The 12758-nt window shown below is 68.2% G+C and carries 9 protein-coding genes; 6 read left to right on the top strand and 3 right to left on the bottom strand.

All coding sequences use genetic code 11. From position 1 onward, the window contains the following. Positions 1-48 precede the first annotated feature (48 nt). The gene (locus B7L05_RS14590) at positions 49-2817 is read right to left on the bottom strand and encodes a ribonuclease E/G (protein WP_085811016.1); all 2769 of its coding nucleotides are present in this window, start codon (positions 2815-2817) and stop codon (positions 49-51) included. Positions 2818-3283: 466 nt separating this feature from the next. On the opposite strand from B7L05_RS14590, the gene B7L05_RS14585 reads away from it, so the two are divergent. The 4 genes from B7L05_RS14585 (at position 3284) to B7L05_RS14570 (ending at position 9243) form a co-directional block, all read left to right on the top strand. Continuing rightward, positions 3284-4528, top strand: coding sequence for an N-acetylmuramoyl-L-alanine amidase (locus B7L05_RS14585; protein WP_085811015.1), 1245 nt, complete (start codon positions 3284-3286; stop codon positions 4526-4528). Between the two features lie 88 nt (positions 4529-4616). Beyond that, positions 4617-7127, top strand: coding sequence for a penicillin-binding protein 1A (locus B7L05_RS14580; protein WP_085811014.1), 2511 nt, complete (start codon positions 4617-4619; stop codon positions 7125-7127). A gap of 150 nt (positions 7128-7277) precedes the next feature. Further along, positions 7278-8405: a peptide chain release factor 2 gene (gene prfB / locus B7L05_RS14575; RefSeq protein WP_085811013.1), complete on the top strand. Its 1128-nt coding sequence runs from the start codon at positions 7278-7280 to the stop codon at positions 8403-8405. Positions 8406-8460: 55 nt separating this feature from the next. Further along, a complete protein-coding gene (locus B7L05_RS14570) occupies positions 8461-9243 on the top strand; it encodes a class I SAM-dependent methyltransferase (RefSeq protein WP_085811176.1) in 783 nt (260 codons plus the stop codon). Here B7L05_RS14570 and B7L05_RS14565 read toward each other — a convergent pair. Next, complete coding sequence (locus B7L05_RS14565; protein ID WP_085811012.1) at positions 9166-9534, bottom strand: JAB domain-containing protein; 369 nt, start codon at positions 9532-9534, stop codon at positions 9166-9168. The two genes, B7L05_RS14570 and B7L05_RS14565, sit on opposite strands and share 78 nt — an antisense overlap. Positions 9535-9705: 171 nt before the next feature. Between B7L05_RS14565 and thyA the strand changes: the two genes are divergently transcribed. Beyond that, entirely contained in the window at positions 9706-10599 is an 894-nt protein-coding gene (gene thyA / locus B7L05_RS14560) for a thymidylate synthase (RefSeq protein WP_256926768.1), read from the top strand. A gap of 10 nt (positions 10600-10609) precedes the next feature. Here the strand turns inward: thyA and B7L05_RS14555 are convergent, their stop codons facing one another. Beyond that, the gene (locus B7L05_RS14555) at positions 10610-11488 is read right to left on the bottom strand and encodes a LysR family transcriptional regulator (RefSeq protein ID WP_085811011.1); all 879 of its coding nucleotides are present in this window, start codon (positions 11486-11488) and stop codon (positions 10610-10612) included. Between the two features lie 122 nt (positions 11489-11610). On the opposite strand from B7L05_RS14555, the gene B7L05_RS14550 reads away from it, so the two are divergent. Then, positions 11611-12750: an isovaleryl-CoA dehydrogenase gene (locus B7L05_RS14550; protein WP_085811174.1), complete on the top strand. Its 1140-nt coding sequence runs from the start codon at positions 11611-11613 to the stop codon at positions 12748-12750. Positions 12751-12758 lie beyond the last annotated feature (8 nt).

Genomic DNA, 12758 nt, shown 5'->3' with positions numbered 1-12758 from the left:
CACGCCGCCGGCTGAACTGCCGCTGAAGCCCGGCACACGACCATGCGATCACGCTCCGAAGGTGCGCTGCCACCAACCGCGGCGCGGCGCGGCATCGGTCTGCTCACCCGCTTCCGATCCTGCGTCGGTCGATCCTTCCGCGGCATCGTCGGGCGGCGCAGCGCCATCGGTCTGCGTCGGCGCGAGCGTCGCGGTCTCGGTCGCCTGCGGGGCGGGGAGATCGGCCGAAGGCACGTCGACCGCCGGCACGTCCGCCTTCTTGCGTCGCGTCCGCTTGGGCTTGGCGGGTGCTTCCGCCGTCTCGGCCGGCGCGGCTGCCCCGACAGCCGGCGTCTCCGCCGTTTCGATCGCGTCGACCTTCTTGCGGCGTGTCCGCTTCGGCTTGGCCGGGGCTTCCTCCGCCGCCGGTGCGATCGCCTCGATCCCCGGCGTCTCGATCACCGGCGCGTCGACGGCAGGTGCCGTTTCGGCCGGTACTTCGGCGGCGACCGCCGGCTCGGCCGCGACCTTCGCGCGCGGACGACGGCGCGTGCGCGGCGCCGGTGCTTCGGGCTCGGCAGCCTCGGGCGCGACGGCATCCTGCGGTTCGACTGACGCCTCAACCGGGGCCTGCATTGCGGCGGCGACGGTTTCTACCGGCTGCGCCTCGGCAGGCGCTACTGCGTCCTGCACCTCGGCGACGTCCTGCGTACCCGCGTCGCCATCGCGGCGGCGGTTGCGACGGCCGCGACGGTTGCGGCGGCGACGGCCACCTTCGCCCTCTCCGGTCGATGCACCTTCCTCACCCGGCGTGACGGCAGCGATGGCGCTGCCGTCATCATCGGCGTCGGTCTCGTCCGCGAGGCTGTCGTCCGCACCCTCGTCCAGATCGGCGTTGGACGCGGGCGTCGCCTCACCCTCGGTGCCGTTGCGACCGCGACGGCCACGCCGACGGCGACGCTTGCGGCCGCCCTCGCGCGATTCGTCGCCGCCACGCGGCTCGTCGGTGCGCGTGGTCTCCTCGGCGGCGACGAACTCCTCGTCCTCTTCCTCCTCGATCTCGTCGGGGATGTCGTCGTCGATTTCCTCGACCGGCGGGTCGAAGCGCGGCGCATAGGCCGGCGGCGGACCCGCCGCCTCGACCGCCATGCGCGCGCCTTCCTGCTCGCCATCGGGCAGGATCTCGACCTTGACGCCGTAGCGCTCCTCGATCTCGGCGATGTCGGCGCGCTTGCGGTTGAGCACGTAAACCGCCGCCTCGACGCTGGCGCGCAGCGTCAGATACGATCCCCGGCCGCGCGCGGCCTCGTCCTCGATCAGGCGCAGTGCACTGAGGCCGGCTGACGAGGCGGTGCGCACCAGCCCGGTGCCCTCGCAATGCGGGCAGGGGCGGGTGGACGCTTCGAGCACGCCGGTGCGCAGCCGCTGGCGGCTCATCTCCATCAGCCCAAAGCTCGAGATACGGCCAACCTGGATGCGCGCGCGATCGTTCTTGAGCGCCTCCTTCATCGCCTTCTCGACCTTCCGGACATTGGAATTGTTGTCCATGTCGATGAAGTCGATGACGACTAGGCCGGCCATGTCGCGCAGCCGCAGCTGGCGCGCGATCTCCTGCGCCGCTTCGAGGTTCGTCGCGGTCGCGGTCTGCTCGATATTGTGCTCGCGCGTCGAGCGGCCCGAGTTGATGTCGATCGAGACGAGCGCCTCGGTCGGGTTGATGACGAGATAGCCGCCCGATTTCAGCTGCACGACGGGGTGGTACATCGCGGCGAGCTGATCCTCGACGTGACTGCGCTGGAACAGCGGGATCGGATCGCTGTAATGCTTCACGCGCTTGGCGTGGCTCGGCATCAGCAGCTTCATGAACTCGCGCGCCTGGCGATAGCCTTCGTCGCCCTCGACGATCACCTCGTCGATGTCCTTGTTGTAGATGTCGCGGATCGCACGCTTGATGAGATCGCTGTCGCCGTAGATCAGCGCCGGCGCGGCGCTCGAAAGCGTGTTCTCGCGAATTCCGTCCCATAGCCGGGCGAGATAATCGAAGTCGCGCTTGATCTCGGTACGCGTGCGGCTGAGCCCGGCGGTACGCACGATGCAACCCATCGAAGGCGGCAGCGCGAGCTCCGCCATGATCGACTTCAGACGCTTGCGATCCGACGCGTTCGAAATCTTGCGGCTGATCCCGCCGCCGTGCGACGTGTTGGGCATCAGCACGCAGTAGCGGCCGGCGAGCGACAGATAGGTCGTCAGCGCCGCGCCCTTGTTGCCACGCTCTTCCTTGACGACCTGGACCAGCAGCACCTGACGGCGGCGGATCACGTCCTGGATCTTGTAGCGGCGGCGCAGATTCATGCGCCGCTGGCGCAGCGCCTCCACCTGATCGTCGTTGATGCCGGTCGACGACGGTGCGCGCGGCGCATCGCCCTCCGCGTCGCCGTCGCCCTCGTCGGCCGCGTCATCGCCGTGATCGGCATCGTCCTCGACGTCATGCTCGGCGTCCTCGACGTCGCCGTCGTCTTCGTGCGCTTCCTGCTCGGCGCGCAGCTTCGCCTCTTCGGCGGCATGCTCCGCTTCCTCGCGCAGCAGCGCCTCGCGATCCTCCTTGGGGATCTGGTAATAGTCGGGGTGGATTTCGGAGAAGGCGAGGAAGCCGTGACGATTGCCGCCGTAATCAATGAACGCGGCCTGCAGTGACGGCTCGACGCGCGTTACCTTGGCGAGATAGATGTTCCCCTTGAGCTGCTTGCGCTCGGCACTCTCGAAATCAAACTCTTCGATCCGGTTTCCCTTGACGACGGCCACGCGGGTTTCCTCCCGGTGGCGTGCGTCGATCAGCATACGCATGGTCATGTAAATGTCTCCGCGCACGGCTCGCGCCGCCGGACGGCGGGTCCGCGCGATGATAAGGCGCCGCCGGCCCCCTGAGACCGGCTAGGCGAATGGTGGTGAATAGTGCCTTCGTGCGCGGCGCATCTCCGGGCAGCCTGCCCTGGAGCGATCCCGTGTCCGCGCCGCCGGCGGGGGCCGGTCGGAACTGCGGTGCGGGAAAATACGGCATGCGAACGTCAACCTGATGGCCCACGCCGGCGCGAACGGCCGGTCGGGCGGTGGGTCGGGCAGGCGCCGATTGGGCGCACACTCCGATCAAGGTGATGGTTAGCAACTCCATCGTCATTCGGCAACTGGAACAAGGTTGCCGGCCGGCCGGCAAAATATTGCCGAACGCGCCGTTAACCGCGCCCGGCAACCGCGGCTTGAGGGCCGCCCGCTACACCTTGGCGCACAGGGCAAAGGGTTTGCGTACATGGCTTTTCGCTGGACCGGGGGGGCACCCGCGCGGCATGTGCGCCGCGTGTCGGTCGTCGCCGCTTTTCTGACGGGTTTGTTGTTCGGTGCCCCCGGCTGGGCAGCGACGATCGAGCGCGTCGAGATCGGCGAGCGTCAGGTGCGCATTCATTTCGATGCGGCGGTGCGTGGCGCGTCGAGCTTCATCCTCGATACGCCGCAGCGGATCGCGGTGGACGTCGACGGAGCGGGGCCGGGGCGTCGCAGCGACGGCGACGGCGTCATCACCGCGGTGCGGCAGGGCTGGCGCGGGCAGGACGGATCGCGTGTCGTGCTCGACCTAGCCCAGCCGATGATCGTCGAGAGCGGCGCGTTCGAGGATGACGGGCGTACGCTGAACCTGTCGCTGCGCGACGTCAGCGAGCGCCGCTTCAGCGCCGCGAGCAGCGCGTCTCCGCTCAGCTTCCTGCCGTTCCGCTGGGGCGAGGCGCGGCCCAAGTACAAGCTTTCGATCCCAGTGCCCCCGGCACGCAAGATCGTGCTGCCTCGTGTGCGCGGTGACGAGAGCCGGCCGCTGGTGGTGATCGATGCGGGCCACGGGGGCAACGATCCCGGCGCGATCAACCCCGAGACGGGGCTGCGCGAGAAGGACGTGACGCTGGCGATCGCAAAGGCGATCCGCGACGAACTGATCGCGTCGGGGCGGGCGCGCGTGGCGCTGACCCGCGACGACGACCGCTACATCCTGCACCGCGAGCGGTTCGGCGTGGCGCGGCGGCTGCGCGCGGACCTGTTCATCTCGATCCACTGCGACAGCGTGGGCAGCGGGGATGCGTCGGGCGCGACTGCCTACACCTTGTCCGATGTCGCGTCCGACAAGGAGGCCGCGCGGCTCGCCTCGCGCGAGAACAAGTCGGACATCATCGCGGGCGTCGACCTCGACGAAAGTTCGGACGTCTCGTCGATCCTGATCGATCTGACGCAGCGCGAGACTATGAACGCCTCGGCCGGCTTCGCGCGGCTGCTCGGGCGCGAGGCGAAACCGCTGATGCCGGTTAAGCCCAATTTCCACCGCATGGCGTCGCTGTTGGTCCTGAAAGCGCCCGACATGCCGTCGATCCTGTTCGAGACCGGCTATATCTCGAACCCGCACGACGCGGCGTTCCTGGACAGCCGCGAGGGGCGGCAGCGGATCGCGGAAAGCGTGCGCCGCGCGGTTGAGGTGTATTTCGCCCGGCGGCTGACGCAGACCGCTTCGCGCTGAAACCGCGTCGGGCGAGCGTTTCCCGCGACGTACCCGCCGTAGCGTTGTTGCCAGTGACGGGGGTGCTGCTTAAACACCGGCGCCGCGTATGGCGTCCACATCCCCCGAACCCTTGAAGCTCCGGCTGCGTCGTATCGGCGGCGGCATCGGCAACACCGCGGCTAGCCTGTGGGCGCGAACCTGGGTCAAGGTGCTCGCCGGACTTGCCGCGCTCGGCCTCGTCGCGTTGGGCGGTTTCTGGTTCGTCGTGACGCGTGATCTGCCGTCGGTGGAGCAATTGCGCACCTACGAGCCGCCGCTGCCGACCAACGTCCGCGCGATCGATGGTGGGCCGATCTATTCCTATGCGCGCGAGCGGCGCGTCGAACTGTCGTTCAACGAATATCCGCCGCTACTCATCCGTGCCTTCCTGGCGGCAGAGGACAAGACCTTCTTCGAGCATCACGGCGTAGATTATCCCGGGCTCGCCGGCGCGGTGTTCGATTACGTGTCGAAGCTGGGCTCGGGCCGGCGCGCGCGCGGCGGCTCGACGATCACGCAGCAGGTCGCCAAGAACCTGCTGATCGGCAACGAATATTCTCCGACGCGCAAGATGCGCGAGGCGATCCTGGCGTGGCGGATCGAGGATACGCTGACCAAGCCGCAGATCCTGGAGCTCTACCTCAACCAGATCTTCCTCGGCCGGAACGCCTATGGTGTCGAGGCGGCGGCGCACGCCTATTTCGACAAGGAACTCGACGAGCTGACGCTCGCGCAGATGGCGTATATCGCGATCCTGCCGAAGGGCCCGGCCAATTACGATCCGTTCCGTAGCACCGAGCGCGCGCTCGAGCGACGCAACTGGGCGATCGGCGAGATGGAGCGCAACGGCTTCATCACCGCGGCGCAGCGATCCGAGGCGCAGGCGCAGCCGATCGGCGCGATCGTGCGCCGTATCCCCAAGTTCGAGCGGATCGGCGGCTATTTCGTCGAGGAAGTCCGCCGCCAGCTGATCGACAAGTTCGGCGAGAGCGCGCGCGACGGGCCGTACAGCGTCTATTCGGGCGGTCTGTGGGTGCGCACCTCGCTCGACCGCAGGGTGCAGGACGCCGCCGCCGAGGCGCTGCGCGCGGGTCTGCTGCGCTACGATCGTGGGCGCGGCTTCTCCGGACCGCTGCGGCACGTCGAGTTTAGCGACGATCGCTGGCAGACCGCGCTGATCGATACCAATATCATGCTCGATTACGAGGACTGGCGTGCCGCGATCGTCATTTCGCGTGACGCGTCGGAGGCACGGATCGGCTTCGCCGACGGCAGCGAGGGCAGCCTGCCGCGCTGGGGCGCGCAGATGCCGCTGCGCGGCAAGGGCACGCCGGCGTTCGGGACGCTGAAGGTGGGTGATATCATCGCCGTTGCGCCGTCAGGCGGTGCCTTCGCGCTGCGATCGGTGCCCAAGATCTCGGGCGGGTTCGTGGTGCAGGAGCCGCAGACCGGCCGCATCCTGGCGATGCAGGGCGGGTTCGACGCGTCGCTTCAGTCGTTCAATCGCGCGACGCAGGCGATGCGACAGCCGGGGTCGACGATCAAGCCGATCGTCTACGCCGCCGCGCTCGAACGCGGGATGACGCCGGCGTCGATCATCGTCGATGGGCCGTTCTGCGTCTATCAGGGTGCGCGGCTGGGGCAGAAATGCTTCCGCAACTTTGGCAATTCGCGCGGCGCCGGTCCGCACACGATGCGCTGGGGCGTCGAACAGTCGCGCAACCTGATGACGGTGCGCGCCGCGGCGCAGACGGGCATGACCAACGTCGTGCGGCTGATGAAGGCGATGGATGTCGGCGACTATCAGCCGTATCTGTCCTACGCACTGGGCGCCGGCGAGACGACCGTCACCAAGATGGTCAACGCTTACGGCGTGCTCGCTAACCAAGGGCGCTGGCACGCGCCGACGTTGATCGATTTCGTGCAGAACCGGCGCGGGCAGGTGATCTGGCCGGAGAATTGGCGCGCGTGCGATCGCTGCAACATGCCCGATTGGGACGGCAAGGCGATGCCGCGTCCGTCGATGCGCGGCAAACAGGTGCTCGACGCGATGTCGGCGTATCAGATGGTGCACATCGCCGAGGGCGTGATCCAGCGCGGCACCGCGACGGTGCTGCGCGATCTCAACCGGCCGATCTTCGGCAAGACCGGCACCAATTCGGGGCCGAAGGACGTGTGGTTCATCGGGGGCACGCCGCAGATGGTGGCGGGCGTATATATCGGCTACGATTCGCCGGTGAATCTCGGCGGCTATGCGCAGGGTGGCACGCTGGCGGCGCCGATCTTCAAGCAATGGGCGACAAAGGCGTATGAGGGAATGGAGGTGCTGCCGTTCCGCGCGCCCGCCGGCATCCGCATGGTGCGGATCGACCGCGCGAGCGGACGACCCGTCTACGGCACCTTCCCGACCGACAGCGATCCCAAGGCCGGTGTGATCTGGGAAGCGTTCAAGCCGCAGGCGGAGGCGCGCCGCGCCCCGCGTCGTCCGACCGCGGCCCCCACCGCGGCGCCGACCGCAGCGGCGAAGGCGAAGGCTGCCGAAAGCGACTTCCTGCAGCGCGAGGGCGGCATCTACTGATCGCCGCCTGAGGCCCCGCGGGGGAGGGCGCGGCACGGCATTGTCCTGCCGTGTTTCTCGCCCTAAGTCCGCGACCCGTACGATCATACGCCGCACCTGCGCCGCGCGCCCTGAGCGCCGGCCGCTCGCTGCGACGGTTGGAGAACTATCATGCGCGCCGAAGCGCACGCCCATGTCGAGACGATCAACGAGGCCCTGGCGCTGCTGCGGCGCAGCCTCGACTGGGATCGTGCGCTGCGGCGGCTCGATGAACTCAATGCGCGGGTCGAGGATCCGACGCTGTGGAACGACCCCAAGGCCGCGCAGGACGTGATGCGCGAGCGCCGCCGGCTCGATGAGGCGGTCACCGCTGCGCGCAGCATCCAGACCGAGATGACGGACACCGCCGAGCTGATCGAGATGGCCGAGGCCGAAGGCGACGAGGAAATGGCGTCCGAGGGGACCGCCGCGCTCGCGCAGCTCGCCGAGCGCGCACAGAAGGACAAGGTCAAGGCGCTGCTGTCGGGCGAGGCGGATCCCAACGACACCTATGTTGAAATCAACGCCGGCGCCGGCGGCACCGAGAGCCAAGACTGGGCGGAGATGCTGCAGCGCATGTACACGCGCTGGGCCGAGCGTCACGGCTACAGGGTGGAGCTGATCGACTATCACGCCGGCGAGCAGGCCGGGATCAAGTCCGCGACGCTGCTGGTGAAGGGCGAGAACGCCTATGGTTATGCCAAGGTCGAGAGCGGTGTGCACCGCCTTGTCCGGATCAGCCCGTACGACAGTTCCGCGCGCCGCCACACGAGCTTCTCGAGCGTGTGGGTCTATCCAGTAATCGACGATTCGATCGATATCGAGGTGAACGACAGCGAGCTGCGTATCGATACGTATCGCGCGTCGGGCGCCGGCGGGCAGCACATCAACACGACCGATTCGGCGGTGCGCATCACGCACTTGCCGACGGGGATCGTCGTCGCCTGCCAGAACCAGCGCTCGCAGCACAAGAACAAGGCGGAAGCGTACAACCAGCTGCGCGCGCGGCTCTACGAGCATGAGCTGCGCAAGCGCGAGGAAGAGGCGAACGCCGTCAACGCCACCAAGACCGATATCGGCTGGGGGCACCAGATCCGCTCCTACGTGCTGCAGCCATACCAGCTGGTGAAGGACCTGCGCACCGGCGCCACGTCCACCTCGCCGGGTGACGTGCTCGACGGCGATCTCGACGAATTCATGGCCGCCGCGCTGGCGCAGCGCGTGACGGGCGAGGCGGTCGACGTCGAGGACGTGGAGTAAGCGCGTGCCCCGCGCCGCTTCCCTGCATGCAGCGCCCCGCCGCGCCGGCACCTGTCTGACCGCGGCGGCGGCGCTGGTGCTGCTGGCGGGGTGCGACGGCGGCGCGCCGCTGATCAAGCGCGAACCCAAGCAGCCCGGCCCGTTTCCCGTCGCCGACCGCCCGGTCGCCCATATCGTGTCCGCGCGCTGGTCGAATGAGGAAGCGCGCGATCGCGTCAACGAGGCGGAGACGGTGATGACACGCGCCGCGATCCGGCCGGGCATGACGGTCGCGGACATCGGCGCGGGCGAGGGTTATTACACGATCCGTCTGGCGCAGAAGGTGGGCGACGACGGCCGCGTGCTGGCGCAGGATATCGTGCCTGCGACGCGCGACATGCTCGCCGATCGCGTGGCGCGCGGAAGGCTCGACAATGTCAGCGTCAAGCTTGGCGCGCCGGCCGATCCGAAGCTGCCAGAGGCGAGCTTCGATCGTATCTTCATGGTGCATATGTACCATGAGATCGAGCAGCCGTACGAGTTCCTGTGGCGGATGCGCCCGTCGCTCCGCCCCGACGGGCTTGTCGTGGTGGTCGATGCGAATCGGCGCACGGCCGATCACGGCACGCCGCCCGCGCTGCTGCGCTGCGAGTTCGCGGCGGTCGGCTACAAGCTGGTGACGCTGACGTCGATGCCGTCGGCGGGCGGCTATTTCGCGACCTTCAGGACCGAGGGGCCGCGGCCCGAGCCCGAACAGATCCGCTCGTGCCGGCTCGACGCATCAAAGCAGCCCGCGCGCACGAAAGCTGACGGAGCCGCCCGGCGCCAGCACGAGGTGGTCGACCAGCCGAATTCCTAGCGCCTCGAGCACGGTGGCGAGCTGCCGGGTGAAGCGCAGGTCGGCGGCGGACGGCTCGGGATCGCCCGAGGGGTGGTTGTGCGCCATCACGACTTGCGCCGCCTCGAGCGCAAGCGCACGGTTGACGACCGAGCGGATGCGGACAGTGACGACCTCGGGATGATCCGATGATTGGCGATGCCAGCCTAGCGGCTCGCCGCCATGATCGAGGAACACGAACACCGCGGTCTCGACGCGTTGTCGGGCAAGCTCGTCGAGGAACGCCGATATCGGTTGCGCCAGTCCGTGCATCGCGCGCCTGTGCCCAACACCTATGACGATCGCGTCGGGTCGCCTCCGTTTCGGCCCAGACTGCCGATCGCCGGCAACGCCGCTGCACTCGTGGCGCGATCGCGGATGACGCAGCGCGGCGTGACGGCTACGGCTACGCCCCACGCCTCATTCCCGCTTCCGGAGTCGCCTTTGTTCAGCGCCGACGACCAATATGCCGCGATCCTGCGGTCGATCATCGACACTGGAGAGGAGCGGATCGACCGGACGGGCGTCGGCACCCGATCGATCTTTGGCGCGTCGGCGCGTTTCGATCTGTCGGACGGAACGGTACCGCTGCTGACGACAAAGCGAGTGTCGTGGAAGACGGCGGTGAAGGAGATGCTCTGGTTCCTCACCGGAGAGACGAACATCCGGCCGCTGGTCGCGGCAAAGGTCGGCATCTGGACCGATTGGCCGCTCGCCCGCTACCGCCGCGAGACGGGCGAGGCGATCAGCCAAGCGGCGTTCGAGCAGCGCATTGTCGACGACGCCGATTTCGCGGCGCGCTGGGGCGATCTGGGGCCGGTCTATGGCAAGCAGTGGCGCCGGTGGGACGATGGCCGCGGCGAGACGATCGACCAGATTGCCGAGGTGATCCACCTGCTGCGCACTAATCCGTCGAGCCGACGAATCCTGTTTCACGGCTGGAACGTCGCCGACCTCAGGGACATGGCGCTGCCGCCGTGCCACATGGTGTATCAGTTCCACGTGCGCGGCGGGCGCGTGAGCTGCCTGCTGTTCCAGCGCAGCGCCGACCAATTCCTCGGCACGCCGTTCAACTGGATTGGCGCAAGCGCGCTGCTGATGATGATCGCGCAGCAGGCCGATCTCGCGGTGGGCGAGCTGATCTGGCACGGCGGCGACGTTCACCTGTACCTCAATCATCTCGATCAGGCCGAGACGCTGCTCGGCCGCGCGCCGCGCGCCGCGCCGACGATGCGGCTGGTCCGACGCGCGGCGTCGATCGATGATTACCGGATCGAGGATTTCGTGGTCGACGGCTACGATCCACACCCTGCGATCAAGGCCGACGTCGCGGTTTAGGCGCGCCGGCTCACGTCTCGGTCGCCGCAACGGCCGCGACCAGCGCGGCAATCGTCGGGCTGCGCGCCATTGCCGCCGCGTCGTGGTGCGGTGCGAAGACCAATCCGAGCGCGCGGACGAAGTCGAACGCGTCGAGCGGCACGCGGGCGACGCCGGACTCACGAAAGCGATCGGGCATGACGGTGATGCCGAGCCCGGCGCGCACGTGCGCCAGCGCCTTGTCGTCGCTGGTCGTGCGCGCCGCGAAGAACGGGCGCACGCCACGCGCGGTGAAGAAGCGGCTCGTCTGCGATAGCAGCTCGCAGTGGCGGCGCACGATCATCGCGTCGTTCGCCAGTTCCTCGGCCGCCACGATCGCGCGGCCGGCGAGCGGGTGCGCGATGGGGAGCGCGAGAGAATAGCCTTCGCTGACGATCGCCGACGCGCCTGCCGAGACGTCGGCATCGCGCAGCGCCAGCAGCGCGACGTCGATCCGCCCGCGCGCCAGCCGTCCCCGCAGGTCGCGATCCTGCCCCTCGACGATTTCGATGCGATCGCCGTTGCCGCGCGATCGGCGATCGACGAGGAAAGCCTCGATCGTGGTGCGCGGGATCGTTGAAAGGACACCGATACGCACCGTCCGCGTCGCCGCGGCGCCAGCAACCGCGCGTTCGGCGGCCGCGAAGCCACTCTCGATCGTGCGTGCGTGGTCGAGCAGCCGCGCGCCCGCCTGCGTCAGCGCGACGCGCCGGTTGGTGCGATTGAACAGTGGATGGCCAAGCGCTTTCTCGAGCTTCGCGATGCCGACCGACAAGGTGGGTTGTGACACGTTGCACGCCGCCGCCGCGCGCGAGAAATTGCCGGTATCGACCACCGCGAGGAAATAGCGCAGGTGGTAACGATCGATCATAGACGCGCTCTATGCAATCGTTGCGCCGCTTTCAATTTTGCGCGCGCTGCACAGGCGCCTATCGTCGCGTGCGACGTTGACAGGAGAGCGATGTGACCGACCTCAACCACGGGCTCGGCGAGATGGCGGACGCGATCCGCGAGACCACGCGGCGCTTCGCGCTTGACCGGATCGAGCCGATCGCCGCGCGGATCGACGCGGAGGATGCCTTCGCGCGCGAGCTGTGGCCCGAAATGGGCGCGCTGGGGCTGCATGGCATCACCGTCGAAGAGGCGGACGGCGGGCTCGGGCTCGGCTATCTCGAACACCTCATCGCGTGCGAGGAAATCAGCCGGTCGTCCGCGTCGATTGGGCTTAGCTACGGCGCGCATTCCAACCTGTGCGTCAACCAGATCCGCCGCTGGGCATCGCCCGAGCAGAAGGCGAAATATCTGCCCAAGCTGATTTCGGGCGAGCATGTCGGCAGCCTCGCGATGTCGGAGGCGGGCGCCGGTTCGGACGTCGTGTCGATGAAGCTGCGCGCCGACAGGGTCGACGGCGGCTGGCGGCTCAACGGCACCAAATTCTGGATCACCAACGCGCCCGAAGCGGACACGCTGGTCGTCTATGCTAAGACCACGCCCGACGCGGGATCGCGCGGCATCACGGCATTCCTGATCGAGAAGGGGTTCGCCGGTTTCTCGATCGGGCAGAAGATCGACAAGGTCGGCATGCGCGGTTCGCCGACCGCCGAGTTGGTGTTCGACGATTGCTTCGTCGGCGACGAGCAGGTGATGGGGCCGCTCAACGGCGGCGTCCAGGTGCTGATGTCTGGCCTCGATTACGAGCGGGTGGTGCTGTCGGGCATCCAGCTCGGCATCATGCAGGCCTGCCTAGACGTCGTCCTGCCGTACGTGCGCGAGCGCAAGCAGTTCGGCCGCCCGATCGGCGAGTTCCAGTTGATGCAGGGGAAGGTCGCCGACATGTATGTCGCGCTCAGTTCGTCGCGCGCTTATGTCTACGCCGTCGCCAAGGCGTGCGACGCCGGGCTGACGACGCGGTTCGATGCCGCAGGCTGCATCCTGCTGGCGTCGGAAAGTGCGGTGAAGGTGGCGGGCGAGGCGATTCAGGCGCTGGGCGGCGCAGGCTATACCAAGGACTGGCCGGTCGAACGCTACTGGCGCGACGCCAAGCTGCTCGACATCGGGGCCGGCACCAACGAAGTGCGGCGCATGCTGATTGGGCGCGAGCTGATCGGGCGCAACGCCGCAAGCGGGGAATGAGGCGACCG

The sequence above is a fragment of the Sphingomonas sp. TZW2008 genome (genome assembly GCF_002117915.1).
GTDB lineage: Bacteria > Pseudomonadota > Alphaproteobacteria > Sphingomonadales > Sphingomonadaceae > Sphingomonas.
The sequence above is the reverse complement of the archived record's forward strand: the minus strand, read 5'-3'. Positions and strand labels throughout refer to the sequence as shown.